Here is a 19,358-nt window from a genome sequence, read left to right as displayed (position 1 = left end):
CGCCAGCGTTCGTCCTGAGCCAGGATCAAACTCTCTATTATAAAGTGTTTGAGTCCGTCTTAGAACTCTCTTGGCTTTTTGATACTCTTGGTATCAACGTTGTTACAGTTAATTCTTTCTTTCTTGGCTTGTTTTCGTGTGCTATTATATTTTCAAAGATCTTGGTTTGTGCGCCGTTTCCCTGTCTCTGTGTTCTCTCTGTCTCTCTTGGCGACTCTTACTATTATACGCACATGCATACCCTATGTCAACACGTTTTTAAAACTTTTTTAGAATCTTTTTTTAACCTTTAAATACTCTTGAAAAACAAGGGATTGCTTTTTGTGTGCAAGAGTATTTTATCACTTTTTCGGAATAAATTCACTACTTATTTTCTTAATTTCTTCTATAAGATGATTTTCCTTGTCATCACTCATTCTGCACTGTGGAACAATAACAGATAGACTTGCGACTACATTTCCTTGCTCTGAAAAAATAGGCGCAGAAACAACAGTGCTGTCAAGCTCCTCAACATATTCTGCAATATATCCATTTGTTTTGGTCTCTTCCAAGGTTTTCTGGCATAGCACTTCATCGTCACAGTAACATATTATTCTTTTTTTCATTTCTTCAGGCAAAAATGCTAAGATAACTTTTCCACAAGTACTTTGACCCAACATTCTTGTGTCCCCTATTTGCTTTACGATTCTCAACTCGTGGTGACTATTGATTCTTTCTATTACAACACAAGTATCCCCTTCTTTAATTGTTAGGAAGACCGTTTCTTTAGTGGAATCGAACAATCTCTGGACTGCTGGGTAGACAACCATGCCCGGCAAGTTCATTTCCCTAACGATTTCAGCGTAATATATCAAGTTTATTCCCAACGAATATTGCTTGGATGCTTGGTCTTGATTGACAAAACCTCCTTTTTTCAAAGCCTGCAACAATCTGTGAGTCGTTGAGATATTCATATTCAAACTATTGCTAATCTCCGTCGCTCTCCACTGTCTTTTATTTGGGTTTGCCGCCATCAACTGAAGAATCTCAGAAATCTTTTCAACCACTTGCATTATAATTCTCCTCCACACTACATTTATTTACATTGCACCTTAATGGGGTTTCTTATACATAGTAATAAAGAATAAACCCGAAGGTTTATTCTTTGATTGACCTTACCGAATCTCTTATTATTAGCTCGTGTGGTACAGTCACAGCTTTTTCCTCCGGTTTAGAGTTGTTGAGTATTTTAATCAACATGCGTGCGCTAATTGCACCTATATCATACATCGGTTGGGCTACAGTCGTTATGCCCGGTTTGAACCACTCGGAAATCTGGAAATTATTAAACCCTACAACGCTCATATCATCAGGAACCTTGTAACCTGCATCCTCAAGCTTTCTTATCGCCCCCAAAGCCATCTCATCGTTCAGTGCCACCAAGGCTGTTGGCAGCTCAGCATTTGTAAGCAGCTCATCCATCAAGTCGTATCCGCCTTTAATGCTGTACTTTCCTTTTAATTCGAATATAGGGTTTTCTTTTATGTTATATTTTTTTAGAGCCCTTACAAAGCCCTTCTTTCTTTCTTGGGCAACAAAAGATGCTTCGTCCTCATCACTAAAGAAAGCTATGGATTCATGTCCATTTTCTATAAGGTATTTTGTTACATCAAATGAAGCTTGTTCGTTGTTTATAGCAACGCTGTGGTACCTTCCCATAACATCACTTACTGCTCCCAATACTACAGGCACCCTGCTGCTATCGATCTTATTGACCAAGTTTTGCTTCAGGCCTTTTCCTATGTACAATATCCCGTCACATTGTTTCTCCATGAAAACGTCAAAATACTTTTCCTCTTTGCTTGGCTCGGAATCCGTGTTGCACAATATTATGTTGTAATCATAAATATTGCATACATCCTCTACGCCACGCACTACTTGGGTGTAATAAGGAAGGGATATGTCCGGTATCATTATCCCGAAAGTATTTGTCTTTTGCATCTTCAAGCTTCTTGCGATCGCATTCGGCTTGTATCCTGTTCTTTCAATAGCATCCAACACCCTCTTCTTAGTTTCATCATTTACCAATGGTATGTTGTTAAGAACTCTTGAAACGGTTGCCACAGAAACATTTGCCTCTCTTGCAACGTCTTTGATTTTAACGTTCATAATAATCCTCCTGATTCAAAATTAATGTTATATGATAACAATCTCTCCACTAGTGAAAAAATTCGTCGTATCAACTCTTCTGTCATATCAATGATGAATGATGTTATTCTACTTTCTCTATCACTCAGTTCTCCTGGCACGTAATAGCTTTGTCTTTCAATTCCATTTTCAGCAGCTATTTTACCCTGACTGAGATCTAGAGTATATAATGAGGATGCTACTGCTTCGCCTTTTGACCCCGTCACTATAATCTTTACTCTACTAAAACCATTAGAGACAAAATAATCGGTATAATATCTAAGATTTCTACCATCTTTATCTAAAACGCTTCCTATTATCGCTGAGCGTTTCTCACCTCTAAATACGGTTTTTATTGGTACAAAATCAATCATCTCATCTCCGAAAGCTACAACCGTGTAGCTCAAGGCTTCTTCCCCTTTGCCGTTGGTGCTTTTAGTCCATGCTAATTCATACATGGAATATTCGTTGCCCAAATCCTCTATTTTTCCTATTTTCAGTTCAGGCTTTGAATAATACTCTACATCCGCCTTTATTCCAGAAACTTCTTCCCAATACAAGGATATATTGTCATCTGTCAAAGCCAACGGTATATCCATGTTTTCCTGAGGGATAATATTGTAAGCAGCTGAAGAAAACCACATCTGCCTGTCCAGGGTTTTATTGTCTAGCCTTTCCTTAATGTCATTGACTTTTATTGCTGTCTTCCCCGTAGGAGATCCATATAACTGAACGTAATCCTCTGCTGCGATTTCTGCAATGTTCCATCTATGCTCAGTACCTTGTTCATTTGACATCTTGCCATATGCACTACCTTGTCTCGCAGAATAAAACCCGCTCTTTTCCCACTCCGAGAAGAACTCTGGGTCATTTTTCGCAAGATAATATATGGTGAAATGGTGACCGTATTCATGAGATAAGACTCTTGCCGCCTCGGATACAGTATTTTTAACATCCATATTATACAGGTCAATTCTGCTGCCTCTCTCAAGGGACAGCTTTTCACCTGAAAACAGGCTTGTTCTTCTCAATGTATAGTTGTACAGACCATCTTCCTTGCCATTCAAACTCGGTCCAGGGTATAAATTAACTGATTCAAGATAGCTCCACTCTTCACCGTGGGTATTTCTTTTCAGTTCTTCATAAATCTGCTTGAGCTTATCTTGATTCCAATTTTCAGCATAGCTCACTATCTTCATTCCGTCATCAGCTGTGTAAACATCTATCGGCCTGTTATCAGCCATCACCGTTCCAAAACCCAACGCAAAAATCAATAGAAGCAATATGATTTTTTTCATCTTTTTACACCACAACATGCTTTTTTATTAATTATAACATAATGTATTTGATTACAATAATAAATCTTGATGTTTTTTCATAGAATTTTTCATTTATTTCAAAGAATCCATCATTTCTTTAATCAATAACGGGGCTGTTTTGCATTTATCTATTGATACTGCACAAACCGCAAATCTAAGTCCTTTTTCCAAAGGAACAACAAACACATTTTTTTCCACAAGCTTCTCTGCAATCTTTATGGAGTCATCATGGGGTATCGATATGAAAAACCCACCCTTATACGGACACAAGTCCAGCCCAACTTTACTTGCGCTGTCAATGAAAGCTTCTGCTCTTTGCTTCAGTATCTCCTTGTGTATTTTTCGCTCCGCCATGACCTTTTCTTTCACGGTTTCGTTTCTATAAATCTCAATCAAAGTCTCCATGGCCGCTCTGGTTCCATTAGACCAGACTCCCCTATTGGAATGAGCACAAACTTCTTTGAACTCCTTTATTACTTTTTCTTCCGACGATACTCCTATCAGCGCTCCGCTTCTCAACCCGTAAAAAGTGTATCCTTTTGACATGCTGAATGAAACCAATATCAAAACATTTTTGGGAAGCCCTCCTAGGATTTTAAAAAACTCTCTTTCTTCGTCTTCGCAAAAATCCAGATATGCCACATCAATAAATAATACTATCTTATTGTTTTCATCTTTTGAAAGCTTTACCAAGACCTCTCTAAGCCTCAACCATTCGGAGCTGCTCAAGCTGTAGCCAGTAGGATTGTGTGCCGGAGTGTTAAGCAATATCAATGCGCGTTTTTGTTCTGAAAGCAGCTCACTTAAACTCGTTTCAAATGATTTTAGGTTAAAGTCCATATTTTCATCGTATAGTTCGTACGTAGCTATTTTTCTCATATGTTCCGATGCCATTGTCTGATATGGCTCCCAAAACCAGTTGGAAGTCAATATTTTATCGCCGGCATCAGTGTAATTCCATATTGCATGACGTATTGCTCCAGACCCGCCAGGTGTTGCTACCCCATCAATAAACCCTTCCGGTCTGCAATCCATAAAAGTAGCCTCTATGGCACATTTTATATATTCAGGCATTCCACTCAATGGAGCATATGCCGCAATTTGCTGATCGCTTAGCCCTTTTAGCACTTCAAAAACGCTGTGAAACGTTACTAGTTTGCCTTCATCATCTAAAAGAGCCCCAATCGTAGAATTAATTATATTTTTAAAACCGTCTCTTTTGATAGCTTCCTCTGCCTTTAAGCTCATCCCAAAAATAACATCTTCCTTGACTGGTCTTATAGAATGATTGGCAGCCATACTGAAATTTGTCATTTCATAACCCCCATTCAATTGTTGTTTTCTGAAAGTTCTTTTGATTTCTGTGCCGATGCTTTTATGGCCGAAATCACTGCCGATCTGAATCCTTCTTTTTCAAGTACAGCTACAGCCTCAATAGAAGTCCCCCCCGGCGAGCAAACCTTATCTTTCAGTTCACCGGGATGAATTCCAGTCTCCAAAACCATCTCTGCCGTTCCTTTAACTGTTTGTGCAACCATAGTATATGCTTTGTCCCTTGGTATTCCAGCTCGAACCGCCGAATCAGCCAACGCCTCGATCAAGATATATATACATGCTGGAGAAGATCCACTGACAGCTGTTGCGCCGTCAAAAAATTTCTCTTCGAGATATTCAACCCTACCGAAACTGCCAAACAGTTCCTCTATTGTTTTCAAATCATCTTCATTAACTAAATCATTATTAGCTATAACGCTCATGCCTTCCCCGACCTGCACCGGAGTATTTGGCATAGTCCTTATAATTTTGAGCTTTCTTGCTCCCAATGATTCCTCCAGTGATTTAATTGTCTTCCCTGCAGCAATGCTTGTAAATATCACATCATCTTTCAAATCATGAGAAATTTCTTTTATGACCTGATCACAAATATGGGGTTTGACCGCAATTATCAAAACATCTGAAACTTTAGCTACTTCCCTGTTGTCTTTTGTTATATTAACACCATATTTTGACCTGACCAAATCTAGTTGTTCAACTATAGGATTTGATACATAAATATTCTTGCTCGAAATCAGTCCCGAGTCTACAATTCCTCCTATCATGGCCTGAGCCATGTTTCCGCAACCGATAAATCCTATTATTTTATCCATAATCTGCACTCTCCTTTGAATATTAAATCTATTATACTAATAATATCTCTGTTTTTCTATAAATAATCTGTATCGATACTAATATTTATGCACTTTCTTTGATTTTTGTACGCATTTCTTAAAAAGACTTGGCATTTATGATGTCTTTTTATTATAATTGTTCTGCAGCCATTAATACACTGACAAAGGAGAAAACGTACATGAAGAAAAACATAGCATTTATTTTATTGTTAACAAGCATATTTCTGTTTTCAGGATGCAGCGACAAGAGCGATTCATCTGACAAAATATCCTTGGGGTTGATGAGTGATACAGCCTCTATCCCTTTCGTTCTAGCCGATCTTTCCGGTTATTTCGAAAACCAAGGAGTCGAAATTGAAATCCAGATCTTCCAAAGTGCCTTAGATAGGGATTCAGCATTGCAGGCAAATACCATCAACGCTGTTTCTTCCGATTTGATATCAGCAGGTTTTTTAAAGGAGTCGGGAAATGCTTTGATAATATCATCGAGAACTGAATGTGGATATGCCATACTCTCCTCTCCGGATTCAGATATAAACAGCCCTTATGACTTAGAAGGAAAGAAGGTCGGACTTTCTACAAATACATTAATGGAATACCTTCTGGATTTGACAGTAGAGAAGTATGGAATTTCAGATATTTCAAAAACCAATATACCAATCATGCCTGCCAGGCTTGAAATGCTGAGGGAAAACCAGATTGATGCAGCAACTCTACCGGATCCTCTGACCTATTTGGCTCAAAAAGATAATTCTAAAGTTATTTCAACAAATGTAGATTTAGGCGTTTATCCCGGAGTAATACTGTTTAATGAATCTTTTGTATTGGAAAACCCTGAAGCCGTCAAAGGATTCTATGCTGCTTATAACAGGGCAGTAGATAAAATAAACGACAGCGGCCTAGAAGATAGCTTGAAAGAAATCAACCAGATAATGAACTTTCCGGAGCCGGTTCTGACAGACTTGTATAATCTCAGATATACCCACTCATCATTGCCTACCGAAGAGAACCTGGCATCGGCTCTAAAATGGCTGTACGGGAAAGGCTTCATCAGCGAATTATATTCTTACGAAGACATGGTTTTAACCGATTGATTTGTTCCTTAGGAAAATATCTATCTATTTCTCAGTTCCTTTGATGATATGTTACGTGAAATTCAATTTTCATTCAACAGATAAAGACAGCCAATGGCTGTCTTTATCTATATATTACTTCATATTTATCTCCGTAGTTATTCTCGTCAAAATCAAAACTGTCTTTTAGACCCTGAGTTATTACTAATTCGTGCTCTTTGGTCACAAATATAGCTTCCACATTTTCCATGCTGTTTATTATCTCTAGCCCTTTGTCCAAACCCATTAAGAATATCACCGTGCTCAAAGCGTCACCATCCATTGATTCTTCTGAAACAATGCTTACTTGCCTGATTTCGTTGTCGGTGGGGTAACCGGTAAAAGGGTCAAGAATATGATGATATCTTATGCCGTCTCGTTCAAAGTACCTCTCGTAATCTCCCGACGATACAATGGATTTGTCTGTAGCGTTGATGACACCTATGTATGAATTTCTTGGAGCATCCGGATCCTGAACTCCTATTCTGAAATCTTGATTGACCGGTCTGTCGCCAACTAACAGTATGTTGCCTCCAAGGTTGATAATCGCATGTTCAATCCCTCTTTCAACAAGAAGGTCCTTTACCTTGTCAGCAATATAGCCCTTGGCAATTGCACCCAAGTTTGGAACCATATCTTCATCCAAAAGTTCAACAGTTCTTTTCTCTTTGTCTACAATGACTTTTCTATAGTCTATATGCTTTTGTACTTCAATTACCTCATCATTTGAAGGGACATATCCTTCTGGCGGATTTATTCTCCACAAATCAATCAGGGGGCCTGCCGTTATATCAAACCTACCATCAGTTATCTCTGAATACTCAAGGCTTCTTTCAATGACCTCAATCGTATATTTTGAAACCTCAACCGGACCTCTGCCCGAATTGTCTTTAAGCTTATCTAGATCGCTGCCTTCTACATGAACACTTAATAAACCTTCCAATTCACTTATAAGTTTAAAGGAATCATCAATAATAGTTTCAGCTTCCTTATCGACGTCATATAGCCTAACGCTGACTACCGTATTTAAAAGAAAATCGTTCTTGCTTATCATCTCTTCCTTCGGAGCGCTGCATGACGCAGTCAGAAACAATAGGATGATTGCTATTATAACCAAAAAACTTTTTCTATGCATTATAGTCCTCACTTTTGTATTTCATTGATTTTGGGGATATTATTTAAACAGCATCACTAGCCCCTAGACTGCTAGATTGATGCGGATTCTGATCATTTTACAAAAAGCAAAAGCTTCAGGAGAACCTGAAGCTTTTAAGCCTTAATTAATTATTGTCCTAAAGCCATTTCAAACAGTTCTTGGAAATAGTTTGCAGTTATTGTCACGCCTGCTATAGCGTCTGTTTTTCCATCTGCATCGAATTCAATGTCGAATCCTTGAGTTTCAAGTACGAAAGCTTCTACAGATTCGGCTTGTTCATCCCACTCTGCACTCGCTCCGCCTCTTTCAACCATTCCATAATCCGCACCCAACTCTTTTTTGCTCAAAGGTTGGTCTTCAACATTTGATGTTGCGTTGTAGTTTGCTGAAACGATTGTTCCATTAACTACTATGAATTCAGCTACATTGTTCCAGTCTCCATCGCTTTCGATTACTGCATTTACTACATAATCTTCAGGAGTTTCGTAATCTCCTGCTGAAACAGGAGTTCCTGCCAAAGCAGTCTTTGCCAATTCAAAGAACTCTATTACATGGATAGATACCTGAGTTCCGTCGTCAGTTTCTAATGCATCTGTATAGCCCTCTTCACTTGTGTACAAGTCATCAAAAGCTGCAGGATCTTGATTTTCAATCAACCATGCCTCTGCTGCTGCTGCTTGAACATCCCACTCTGCTGCTGCTCCACCTCTTTCAACCATTGGATAGTTTCCTTCAGCTGAAAAAGTCTTTTTATTTCCAACAGGCTTAAGGTTTGTTCCACCCCAGTGAGCATCAGTGATTTCGCCGCCTTCAACTGTTATTACAACAAAGTACTTGTAACCTGAAGAAGCAAATTCATCTTCCTGGGCAAAGTAAACGCCATCTGCATAAGTTGCTCCGTTATCTCCATTGTCTCCGTTGTCAGTTGTTCCGCAACCTACAGCAAAAGTAGCCACCATCAATACTGCGATTAAGATAGATAATAGTTTTTTCATTTTTTTCCCCCTTGACTTAATGAAATATTTTTATTCGTTTTTATTTTAACATCGCTGCATAACTCAGTCAATAGTTTTCGGCTTGTGAAATTTATAACTTGATTATCTTGTACAGTGAAATTTACATTTAAATTCGATTTCACGTTATATATTCTCTTTTTTTACCTTTATTTATATATTATGTCTATGTTAAAAAAATATCTTCTGTGTGTATACGATTAAATTCCTTTGCGTATATTGAAATTTATTTAACGATACTATATTATATGTATGTGCGAATCATTTTTTTGCTTGTACTTAAATTTCATATGGGCAATCATTTTCACATTTTATCTCAATAAACAAAATGTTTTTACAAGGAGGAAAACTATGTCAAGGAAACAAGTTCTCATTCTTGGAGGAAGCTATGCCGGAGTAAAAGCCGCAAAGACTCTCCATAAAATCTTCAAGAATGATGAAAACGTAGAGATTACTTTGATAGACAGACACAACTTCCATACACTCATGACAGAGCTTCATGAAGTTGCAGGTCATAGAACTGAGCCTGAATCTATTAAAATCGATCTTAAAAAAATATTTGCCGGCAGAAAAGTAAACGTAGTCGTAGATGAAATAACCAAGTTCGATCTTCAAAACAAACAGTTATCATCTGATAGCAAAGTATATCCATTCGATTATCTTATAATGGGAACAGGAAACGAACCTAATTTTTTTGGAATAGAAGGTGCTGCTGAAAATTCCCATACACTATGGTCCTATGAGGATGCAGTGAAATTAAGAGAACATGTTGAAGAAATGTTCATAAAGGCTTCGTCTGAGCCTGACGAAGTCGAAAGAAGAAAACTGTTGACTTTTGCCGTTTGCGGCGGTGGATTCACAGGAGTGGAAATGGCAGGCGAACTAGGAGAAGCCAAGGACCACCTGGCCAAAAAGCACGGTGTGAATATCAATGAAGTTACTATATATAATATAGAAGCAATGGATCGTATCTTAAATATGCTTGAAAGCGACTCCCAAGTTGCAAAGGTGGAAAAGCGCTATAAAAAATTAGGGATACAGCTTCTCAAAAAAGCTCCCATCGTTAATATAGCAAAAGACTCCTTCACATTAAAAGACGGAACAAAAATCCCTTCTTACACCCTAATTTGGACAGCAGGAATTAAAAATACCAAATTCACTTCAAGCTTGGGACTTGACATGGGACGATGCGACCGCGTCAATGTAAATGACTATATGCAACCTCACGTAGAAGGCAAAGTTCAAAGCAATATTTTTATTGTTGGAGATAGCGCCTGCTATATAACTGAGGAAGAAGGTCCAATGCCTCAAATCGTTGAGGCCGCTGAGCAGTCAGCACATACAGCAGCATTAAACGTAGCCGCTTTGTTGCAAGGTAAAGATTTGCACAAACACAGCCAAAAATACCACGGTTTCATGGTTTCTGTAGGTTCGAGATATGCCGTAGCCGACACCGGATTTAAAACTTCTGGCTTTTTCGCTCAGTTTATCAAGCACATGGTAAACATCTACTATCAATTCACGGTTGGTGGATTGAGACAGATATGGAATTATGCTAGACATGAGTTTTTTCACATTAGAAACAGGCGTTCCTTTGTGGGAGGACATTTTTCTGCCTCATCAAAGAACTTCTGGAAGCTGCCGTTAAGACTCTGGTTAGGCTATATGTGGTTGGTAGAAGGTGTGGTCAAGGTAGCAGAAGGTTGGCTTGAAAGCCCTAAGGTCATTAATATGATGAATGCCATCGCCGGATACAACACAGACGGAGGATCAGGCGCAACTGATGCAGGCGCGGGTGCAACTCAATCCTCACAGGGGATTATCCAAGCATCTGCCAACGGCTCAAATGTCATCGCCACTCCTTTGGCGGACAGCGGAACATGGGCTACTGAGGCTGCAGAAGGTGCTGCAGAAGTAGCCGAAGGGCTTGACCTGCCTGGATTCGTTCAATGGGCGGTAAACCATAAGCCTTCAGGATACGGCGATTCATTGATGCAGGCACCTGAATTCATGCTTGATATCATGAACAAATGGATGACTCCTATCGAGGTTCCAGTTCAATCTTTCATGGTAATTGCCGAAATACTAATAGGCTTGTGCCTAATAGCTGGATTATTTACTTTCTTAAGCTCTGCAATGAGCATAGGAATGGGCATCGGAATAATCTTTACGGGCATGGCGGATGCGACTATGATTTGGTATATCGTAGCAGCTTTTGCAATGCTTCAAGGATCAGGCAGCGCTTTTGGACTGGATTACTACGTTCTACCAAAAATCAAGTCTCTTTGGTCTAAAACAAGGTTCGCTCAAAAATCATATCTATACTTTGATTATTTTGAATAATAGATTGAAAAATATCCTTCTTCTTTACGGGGAAGGATATTTTTAATAAAATATATATAACGTTTCAATAGAGGTGAATTTATGAAAAAGAAGGACCTGGTTTTAATGGCTGTTGTATTAATTATCGCCGTTATAGGACTGTTGTTTTCCCATATTTACAGCAGCGACGCCGCTGATCTCAAGGTAGTCATAACTATAGATGGAGAGGTGTTTCGAGAAATTCCTTTGACTAAAGACACCAACGAAGAGATACGCGTCGAACAAAACGGTGACGTAAACATCGTAATAATAGATAGTGGCGTAGTCAGAATTGTGGAAGCTACTTGTCCGGATCAAATTTGCGTTCACACGACACCTGCAGATGAAAACGGAGAAATGATCGTATGCCTTCCAAACAGGGTAATTGTGGAAGTAACCAGAAACGATTGAATTGGAGTGCAAAATGAAAAATAATACAAAAAAACTCGTATACATATCCATGCTCGTCACACAGGCAATGATACTCAGCTACATAGAGTCACTTTTGCCCGCAATCCCGATACAAGGTGCCAAATTAGGGCTAGCCAATATTGCAACAGTTCTTGCGTTGTCCACCTTGAATTTTAAAAGCTGCCTATTGATTGTCATTGCGCGAACTTTGTTAACCGGTCTTCTCTTCGGCAATATGGCTTCAATTATTTATTCAATGACCGGAGGAGTTCTAAGCCTTTTGGCAATGTATATAATCATAAAGTTGTTCAGAAATGAACTCAGTTTGGTTAGTGTAAGTATCGTAGGTGCGATATTTCACAACTTGGGTCAGCTAGGAATAGCTATGCTTATCCTGTCAAATCCCAAACTTGCAATATTGCTCCCATACCTGTTCATCATAGCAATTCCGACAGGTTTGTTTGTAGGGCTAGTTTCCAATTATCTACTTAAATACTTATCTAAAAATAATTTTAACTACAAAAATAACAGGTGATTGATAATGAATGAATTTTGGAAAGACTATCCTCATATAGGAAACATCTTGAGTGAAGTAACTCAGTTGATTATAGATACAACCAAGGACTCGGATGATTTCATCACCGAAGCCATCTCCGGTGCTGTGACATCAGGGGGGAAGATGTTAAGACCCGCTTTTTTGATCATCTCCGCTGAATTTGGCTCATACAAAAGGGAGAACGCAATCAGACTTGGAGCTGTAATAGAAATGCTTCATATCGCAACCCTTGTCCATGACGATATTATAGACGAGGCAAAATTAAGAAGAGGCGTTGAGAGCGTCCAAAGTAAATATGGTAAGGATAGTGCGGTCTTTATCGGCGATTACCTATTTGCCAAATGTTTTACTTTAATATCTTCCCACTTTGAAACTAAAACTATGGAAAAACTTTCAGGAGCCATACTTAGTATCTGCAAGGGTGAATTAAAGCAATACAGCTTAAGATATAAATACGATAACGGAATCTTCAGTTACTTGAAGATAATAACCGGAAAAACAGCTGCGTTGTTTGCCATGAGCTTTCACATAGGTGCTATGAACAGCGATCTATCAGACAGGCAAGTAAAAATACTTACACGGATAGGATACCTAACCGGCATGGCTTTTCAGATAATCGATGATTGTCTCGATTATTCCGACAATCAAACTATCAAAAAAAGTACCATGAACGATCTAAAACAAGGTTATCTGACACTTCCGGTTATATACGCCCTAAACAATGATAAAAGCAACGAGCTGAAAACGCTATTGGAAACAACTAATTTTAACGAGAATGATCTCAACAGGGTTCACCATCTGGTCAAATCCAACAACGGTCTGGATGCTGCCAGGCTTCTAGCACGAAAATACACAAATAAAGCTTTCAACTATATATCCAAGCTTCCTGATTCCGAGAACAAGAATATCCTAGAGGATATAATCAAAGGGATGCTCAACAGAAAATATTAAACATCAAGGAGGATTAAATGTATCATAAAGATCTTCAAGAATTCATTAAATTTTTAGACAAAAAAGGTGAGCTTCACAGAATAAAAAGAGAAGTTGATCCATATTTAGAAATAACCGAAATAACTGACCGCGTGTCAAAGTCTTACGGACCTGCTCTTCTTTTTGAAAATGTAAAGGGTTCTAAGTATCCTCTTTTAATAAATGCTATGGGTACCTACGAAAGAATGGCAATGTCACTTGGAGTAAAAGATGTTAAAGTTATAGCCGATGAAATCGAGAATCTTATCAAGTTGGATCAATATTCAAGCTTGATGGGGAAGATCAAGTCCATACCTAAATTAGCTCCACTTCCTTTTATCTTTCCAAAAAAAATCAACAGGGCTTCTTGTCAAGAAGTCATAGAGGATGCAGATTTAGATACCTTGCCTATCCTAACTTGCTGGCCCGAAGACGGCGGCCCTTTTATCACTCTGCCTCTAGTTATAACAAAAGATCCCATCAGTGGCACTCAAAACATGGGGATGTACAGACTCCAAAAATATGATAAAAAAACTACAGGAATGCACTGGCACCTTCATAAAGACGGAAAGGAAATTTATGATAATCATCGGAAGTTAGGCATTAAGAAAATGCCCGTGTGCGTAGCTTTAGGATGCGACCCTTCACTGATTTATTCTGCCACTGCTCCATTGCCCAAGATGATAGACGAAATGATATTTGCAGGTTTCTTAAGGAAATCTCCTGTAGAGACCGTAAAAGCCGTAACCTGTGATATTTACGTCCCTGCATGCGCCGAGTTTATTTTGGAAGGCTATGTGGAAATCGATGAATTAAGAAAAGAAGGGCCTTTTGGCGATCATACCGGTTATTATTCATTGGAAGACATGTACCCAGTATTCCATGTAGAGAAGGTAACCCGAAAGAAAGATCCTGTGTATCCTGCGACAATCGTGGGACAGCCTCCTATGGAAGACTGTTACATCGCAAAGGCGACAGAAAAAATATTCTTTCCCCTTATTAAAATGCTCATACCGGAAATTACCGACATGAATCTTCCCCTGGAAGGAGTCTTCCACAACTGTGCAATAGTATCAATTAAAAAAGCTTTCCCAAAACACGCCTTTAAGGTTATGAACTCACTCTGGGGATTAGGTCAGATGATGTATACTAAAATGATAATCGTCGTTGACGATACCGTCGATGTTCAAAACTTATCTGAAGTAATGTGGAAAGTATTTAACAATATAGATGCCAAAAGAGACTTGATGATATCCGAGGGCCCTCTTGATGCATTGGATCACTCTTCAAATACTCCTTTCTTCGGCAACCGGCTAGGCATAGACGCGACAAAAAAATTAAAAAGCGAAGGGTATGACAGAGAATGGCCAAACGACATTACCATGAGCGAGGATATCAAAAAGATGGTTGATAAAAGGTGGTCAGATTATGGGTTTGGCAAATAAGATAAAAAACTATGGTGAACTTGTGATGTTCTCTCATAGCCTTTTTTCACTTCCCTTTGCAATGATTTCCATGATTTGGGCGGCAGGAGGATTCCCTGAACCACGTCTTATAGCATTAATAATTGTTGCGCTCTTTGCAGGAAGGAATGGGGCAAATGCCATAAACCGCGTTATTGACTCACCATATGATAAGATTAATCCTAGGGTAGCCCACCGCCATATTCCGCAAAATATCGTCACGGAAAAAGAGGCTTCTATCCTATCTGCAGTTTTGTTCCTAATCTTTTCCGCTGCGGCACACCTGATAAACCCCCTTTGTTTTTATCTGTCCCCCATTGCTTTGTTTTTATTTGTAGCCTATTCATACACAAAGCGATTTACATGGGCATGCCATTTAATCCTTGGAATTACTTGTGCCGGCGCTCCATTTGGAGCTTGGATAGCCGTAACCGGGAAGCTATCTTATGAGCCTTTTCTAATATCCTCTGCAGTTGCTTTATGGATTGGAGGATTCGACGTGCTTTACGGAACACAGGATATCGATTTTGACAAAAAACTAGGTCTATACTCTATACCTGCTTATTTCGGATATAAAAACAGCTTGAAAATCGCCGCATTTTTTCACGCTGCTTCGTGGCTCATACTTTTTTCTTTGTTTTTTGTTTTAAACAACGGGTACATTTATCTTACAGGTTTGATAATCATTGGAGTGCTGTTTGCCACGGAGCACAGGTTGGTGCGTCCGGGAAATGCTAAGTTTATGAATTGGGCAAGTTATCACATCAACCAAATAGTAAGCGTAATCTTTTTTATATTTTCATTTTTAGACTTTTGGCTTAGGAGAGGATTTTAATGTCTAAATATATAATTGCCATAACGGGGGCCTCGGGAAGCATTTACGGCAAAAAAATTGTAGAATTGCTTTTGCATTTGGGTCACGAAGTTCATTTGATCGTATCTAAAACCGGAATGCAGGTTCTATCTCACGAGTTGCTTATATCCTATGAATGTTTTATTAAAGAATTTAACGTATCTAGCAATTTTCATGTGGAGCTTGAGGATGATTTTTTCTCACCTGTTGCCAGTGGCTCATTTAAAACCTCCGGCATGGTAATACTTCCATGCTCCATGGGCACGTTGGGAAAAATCGCCGGTGGTTCATCTGACAACCTAATTATCCGGGCTGCAGATGTATGCCTTAAAGAAAAACGCAAGCTTATTATTTGTCCAAGGGAAACACCCTATAATGGGATTCACCTGAAGAACATGCTTGCATTAAACGATGCCGGTGCCTGCATCGCTCCTGTCAGTCCCGGATTCTACAACTTCCCCAAAACCTTGGATGACATAATAAATCATCATTGTTCGCGAGTACTTGACCTTTTGGAAATTGAAAATCAGAATGCCAAACGTTGGGGGCAAACTGATGATTGATAATTGCTTCAGGGTTGAAAAATTAAATGTAACTATCGACTCCAACCAAATACTCAATAATATAGACTTCTCTTCAAAAATAGGTTCTATCACCTGCGTCACTGGAGTTTCGGGAATCGGAAAGACAACCTTATTAAAGACAGTAGGGCAAATAATAGATAAGACTTCTGGCAAGATCAGCTTAAAGGGCAATCCCATAAGCAACAAAGAACTCAAAATAGGCTATGTTCCCCAGGATCATGGTCTTTACTCCTGGCTCAAGGTTAAAAGCAACATCTTGCTACCTTGCAAAATAAAAAAAATGCAACCAAAAGAATCTTTATTTAAAGAAATTGTAGACAATCTTGGGATTTCTCATTTGACTGACCGCTACCCCAATAACTTAAGCGGTGGCGAAAGACAACGCGTGGCTCTGGCTAGAGGGATGATATTAAACCCTGAAATACTCCTAGTGGACGAAGCATTTTCTTCTCTAGACGCCCTTAGCAAGCTGTCCGGATACAATCTGTTTTTGTCCTTACATGAAAGATTCAAGCCTACGACTCTAATCATCACCCATGACCTTGATGAAGCTTTGTATCTAGCTGACAGCATCGTCGTCTTAAGTCGTGGAGAATGCCGGCAATTGAATAACAAGGCAAAGGGACATAAGAAGACCGATAAGATTTACCTGGAGCATTTAAGCATAATTGAAACGCTCGTTAGAGGAGAGAATTTTGATGAAAAACATTATTAAGCTTTTCGCTGCAGCTGTTTTCCTCATTCTTTTATGGCAAGTCGGAAGTATTTTGATGGATAGCAACATACTGCCTGCTCCCTATCCTGTGATATCGAATACTATAAAAAATTTCAACGGGAAGCTATTGATGCACAGTTTGTACAGCTTAAAGAGAATATTTCTAGGAATAACGTTAGCCGCATTAACAGCATGGCCTATTGGAATAATGCTGGGTTATCATAATAAGCTGGACAGCTTGATATCACCTGTAATCTACCTTCTTTATCCTGTTCCCAAGATAGCCCTTTTGCCTATTTTCATGCTTTTATTCGGCTTGGGAGACGCGACTAAAATTTCCATGATATATATAATCATATTTTTTCAGATACTCGTCAATACCAGAGATACTGTCAGGGTCATAAATCCCTCGTTGTTTTATCCATTGAAAGTATTGGGGGCATCAAAAACACAGATTTTCATCCACGTACTTGCTCCTTACAGCCTGCCTTCACTAGTATCCTCTATAAGAATCGCACTGGGAACGGGAATTGCAGTTCTTTTCTTTTCTGAAACATTCGGTTCCCAATATGGTCTCGGTTATTTTATCATGGACAGCATGATGAGAATCGACTACATAGGCATGTTTTCCGGAATTTTAACTTTGAGCATTTTAGGCCTATTGCTCTTTACAGCAACTGAGTATATCGAAAAAAAAATTATCAATCATTAAAAACAAATATTATCTTTTGAAATCAAGGGTATAAATTTGTGTAATAACGAAATGGAGGATTACATATGAAACGAATTGAAAGCTTTTCAGTCGACCACGAAAAACTTCAAAAGGGTGTATATGTATCTCGAATAGACAAATTTGGAGATACCACCTTAACTACGTTTGACATCAGAATGAAAAAACCAAACGTCGATGCAGTATTGGGCACCGGTGATATTCATGCAATTGAACACCTTGGTGCGACTTTTTTGCGGAACCATGAAATGTACTCATCCCACACAGTCTACTTTGGACCTATGGGCTGCAGAACCGGTTTCTACCTGATTTTAGAGGGTTCATATCAATCTAGGGACATCGTTCCTCTTCTCAAGGACTTGTTCCAATTCGTCAAGGATTTCACTGATGCCGTGCCTGGCGCAAGCCCAGTAGAGTGTGGCAATTATTCGGATATGGATTTAGAAACCGCCAGAAACGAGGCTGCAGAGTTTTACAATCTGTTAAAGGACATTCCCGAGGAAAACTTAAGCTACCCTAGCTGAAAAAATCCAAAGATCATCTTTTGATCTTTGGATTTTTCCTTGTATTTATTTACATATCGAATTTTTCATGAATGTGCTTCATGGCTTCTTTTCCTTTATCCTTATTGATTATGCAGGATATCTTTATTTCAGATGTGGAAATCATCTGAATGTTCACCCCTATTTCGTATAAAGATTCAAAAAACTTGGATGCTACCTCAGCGTTAGCAACAACTCCAGTCCCAACCACTGATAGCTTTGCAACGCCTTTGTCGTATTCTACTTTTTCTGCACCAACTTCAAATGCAAACTTTTGAGCTATATCCACAGCTGTCTGCAGCTCATCCAATGCAACTGTAAATGTAATGTCGTTAACATTGTTCCTATTTACGTTTTGAACTATCATATCAACGTGGATATCAGCTCTGGCAAGAAGCGAAAATAGATTGAAAGCTATACCCGGCTTATCCGGCACCTCCATTACAGATATTTTTGCGATATTTTCATCTAGGGATATGCCCCTGATCAATACTTTTTCCATTTTGTTTACCTCCCCTATTATAGTTCCTTCATTGTCATTGAAGCTGGATCTGACCTCCAATGCTACATTGAACCTTCCGGCCATCTCCACGGATCTTGGATGAAGCACTTTAGCACCAAGAGCCGCCAGCTCCAATACTTCGTCATAGCTAATCGAATTTATCTTCTTTGCACTAGGCACTATTCTCGGATCGGCGGTATAGACTCCATCGACATCAGTGAAAATCTGACATTTGTCTGCCTTTAGAGCAGCAGCCAGTGCTACCGCTGTCGTATCTGATCCCCCTCTACCAAGGGTAGTTATATCCAGATCCTTGTTTATTCCTTGAAATCCCGCAACTATTACGATCTTCCCAGCCTTGAGCTCTTTTTCAATTCGCTCAGTATTTATAGCATCTATTTTGGCCTTGCTGTGCCTAGAGGATGTAAGTATCCCGCACTGAGCACCTGTCAGTGATATAACATCCTGGCCCATGCTTTGAATGGCCATGGCAAGCAGAGCTATTGATATTTGTTCCCCAGTGGACAAAAGCATATCCATCTCTCTTTTATGGGGGTTTTCATTAATCTTGTAAGCCATTTTAACCAAATCGTCTGTAGTGTCTCCCATAGCCGATACCACCACGACCACATTGTTGCCTGATTCTTTTGTCTTTATGACCCTTTTAGCGACATTTTTAATTCTGTCTATATCTCCAACACTTGTACCACCGTATTTTTGCACTATTAAGTTTTTCAT

Annotated in this window: 19 protein-coding genes; 11 read left to right on the top strand and 8 right to left on the bottom strand. The window is 39.1% G+C overall.

Going from position 1 to position 19,358, the window contains the following annotated elements:
* Positions 1 to 341: 341 nt before the first annotated feature.
* The 5 genes from BUB93_RS09415 to proC all read right to left on the bottom strand — a co-directional run bounded on the left by BUB93_RS09415 (position 342) and on the right by proC (position 5,632).
* Positions 342 to 1,052, bottom strand: a complete 711-nt coding sequence (locus BUB93_RS09415) for an IclR family transcriptional regulator (RefSeq protein WP_073271395.1) — start codon at positions 1,050 to 1,052, stop codon at positions 342 to 344.
* Between the two features lie 85 nt (positions 1,053 to 1,137).
* On the bottom strand, positions 1,138 to 2,148 hold the full coding sequence (locus BUB93_RS09410) for a LacI family DNA-binding transcriptional regulator (RefSeq protein WP_073271393.1): 1,011 nt from the start codon (positions 2,146 to 2,148) through the stop codon (positions 1,138 to 1,140).
* Positions 2,145 to 3,464: a hypothetical protein gene (locus BUB93_RS09405; RefSeq protein ID WP_073271392.1), complete on the bottom strand. Its 1,320-nt coding sequence runs from the start codon at positions 3,462 to 3,464 to the stop codon at positions 2,145 to 2,147. The genes BUB93_RS09410 and BUB93_RS09405 overlap by 4 nt, the downstream gene beginning before the upstream one ends.
* A gap of 93 nt (positions 3,465 to 3,557) precedes the next feature.
* The gene (locus BUB93_RS09400) at positions 3,558 to 4,799 is read right to left on the bottom strand and encodes a pyridoxal phosphate-dependent aminotransferase (RefSeq protein WP_073271391.1); all 1,242 of its coding nucleotides are present in this window, start codon (positions 4,797 to 4,799) and stop codon (positions 3,558 to 3,560) included.
* A gap of 14 nt (positions 4,800 to 4,813) precedes the next feature.
* Positions 4,814 to 5,632: a pyrroline-5-carboxylate reductase gene (gene proC, locus BUB93_RS09395; RefSeq protein ID WP_073271389.1), complete on the bottom strand. Its 819-nt coding sequence runs from the start codon at positions 5,630 to 5,632 to the stop codon at positions 4,814 to 4,816.
* A gap of 200 nt (positions 5,633 to 5,832) precedes the next feature.
* On the opposite strand from proC, the gene BUB93_RS09390 reads away from it, so the two are divergent.
* On the top strand, positions 5,833 to 6,747 hold the full coding sequence (locus BUB93_RS09390; RefSeq protein ID WP_073271387.1) for an ABC transporter substrate-binding protein: 915 nt from the start codon (positions 5,833 to 5,835) through the stop codon (positions 6,745 to 6,747).
* A gap of 103 nt (positions 6,748 to 6,850) precedes the next feature.
* Here BUB93_RS09390 and BUB93_RS09385 read toward each other — a convergent pair whose 3' ends face one another.
* A complete protein-coding gene (locus tag BUB93_RS09385; RefSeq protein WP_073271385.1) occupies positions 6,851 to 7,900 on the bottom strand; it encodes an FAD:protein FMN transferase in 1,050 nt (349 codons plus the stop codon).
* A gap of 149 nt (positions 7,901 to 8,049) precedes the next feature.
* Entirely contained in the window at positions 8,050 to 8,916 is an 867-nt protein-coding gene (locus tag BUB93_RS09380; protein ID WP_073271383.1) for a hypothetical protein, read from the bottom strand.
* 369 nt (positions 8,917 to 9,285) lie between these two features.
* On the opposite strand from BUB93_RS09380, the gene BUB93_RS09375 reads away from it, so the two are divergent.
* The 10 genes from BUB93_RS09375 (at position 9,286) to BUB93_RS09330 (ending at position 18,100) form a co-directional block, all read left to right on the top strand.
* Positions 9,286 to 11,277: an FAD-dependent oxidoreductase gene (locus tag BUB93_RS09375; RefSeq protein WP_073271382.1), complete on the top strand. Its 1,992-nt coding sequence runs from the start codon at positions 9,286 to 9,288 to the stop codon at positions 11,275 to 11,277.
* Positions 11,278 to 11,358: 81 nt separating this feature from the next.
* The gene (locus BUB93_RS09370; RefSeq protein ID WP_073271380.1) at positions 11,359 to 11,706 is read left to right on the top strand and encodes a NusG domain II-containing protein; all 348 of its coding nucleotides are present in this window, start codon (positions 11,359 to 11,361) and stop codon (positions 11,704 to 11,706) included.
* Between the two features lie 13 nt (positions 11,707 to 11,719).
* Positions 11,720 to 12,241, top strand: a complete 522-nt coding sequence (locus BUB93_RS09365; protein WP_073271378.1) for a Gx transporter family protein — start codon at positions 11,720 to 11,722, stop codon at positions 12,239 to 12,241.
* Between the two features lie 6 nt (positions 12,242 to 12,247).
* A complete protein-coding gene (locus BUB93_RS09360; RefSeq protein ID WP_073271376.1) occupies positions 12,248 to 13,213 on the top strand; it encodes a polyprenyl synthetase family protein in 966 nt (321 codons plus the stop codon).
* A 17-nt stretch (positions 13,214 to 13,230) separates the two neighbouring features.
* Positions 13,231 to 14,676 carry a menaquinone biosynthesis decarboxylase gene (locus tag BUB93_RS09355; RefSeq protein ID WP_073271374.1) on the top strand — a complete coding sequence of 482 codons (1,446 nt, stop codon included), beginning with the start codon at positions 13,231 to 13,233 and terminating at the stop codon, positions 14,674 to 14,676.
* Entirely contained in the window at positions 14,660 to 15,529 is an 870-nt protein-coding gene (locus tag BUB93_RS09350; RefSeq protein ID WP_073271372.1) for a UbiA-like polyprenyltransferase, read from the top strand. Before BUB93_RS09355 ends, BUB93_RS09350 begins: the two co-directional genes overlap by 17 nt.
* Complete coding sequence (locus tag BUB93_RS09345) at positions 15,529 to 16,110, top strand: UbiX family flavin prenyltransferase (protein ID WP_073271370.1); 582 nt, start codon at positions 15,529 to 15,531, stop codon at positions 16,108 to 16,110. The genes BUB93_RS09350 and BUB93_RS09345 overlap by 1 nt, the downstream gene beginning before the upstream one ends.
* On the top strand, positions 16,103 to 16,846 hold the full coding sequence (locus BUB93_RS09340; protein ID WP_073271368.1) for an ABC transporter ATP-binding protein: 744 nt from the start codon (positions 16,103 to 16,105) through the stop codon (positions 16,844 to 16,846). Before BUB93_RS09345 ends, BUB93_RS09340 begins: the two co-directional genes overlap by 8 nt.
* A complete protein-coding gene (locus tag BUB93_RS09335) occupies positions 16,830 to 17,558 on the top strand; it encodes an ABC transporter permease (protein ID WP_073271366.1) in 729 nt (242 codons plus the stop codon). Before BUB93_RS09340 ends, BUB93_RS09335 begins: the two co-directional genes overlap by 17 nt.
* Before the next feature lie 65 nt (positions 17,559 to 17,623).
* A complete protein-coding gene (locus tag BUB93_RS09330; protein WP_073271364.1) occupies positions 17,624 to 18,100 on the top strand; it encodes an S-ribosylhomocysteine lyase in 477 nt (158 codons plus the stop codon).
* Positions 18,101 to 18,149: 49 nt separating this feature from the next.
* On the opposite strand, the gene BUB93_RS09325 is transcribed toward BUB93_RS09330, so the two are convergent.
* Positions 18,150 to 19,358 (bottom strand): aspartate kinase, encoded by a 1,209-nt coding sequence (locus BUB93_RS09325; RefSeq protein ID WP_073271361.1) that lies wholly within the window; start codon positions 19,356 to 19,358, stop codon positions 18,150 to 18,152.

The organism is Alkalibacter saccharofermentans DSM 14828 (assembly GCF_900128885.1).
Taxonomy (GTDB): Bacteria; Bacillota; Clostridia; order Eubacteriales; family Alkalibacteraceae; genus Alkalibacter; species Alkalibacter saccharofermentans.
The sequence above is the reverse complement of the archived record's forward strand: the minus strand, read 5'-3'. Positions and strand labels throughout refer to the sequence as shown.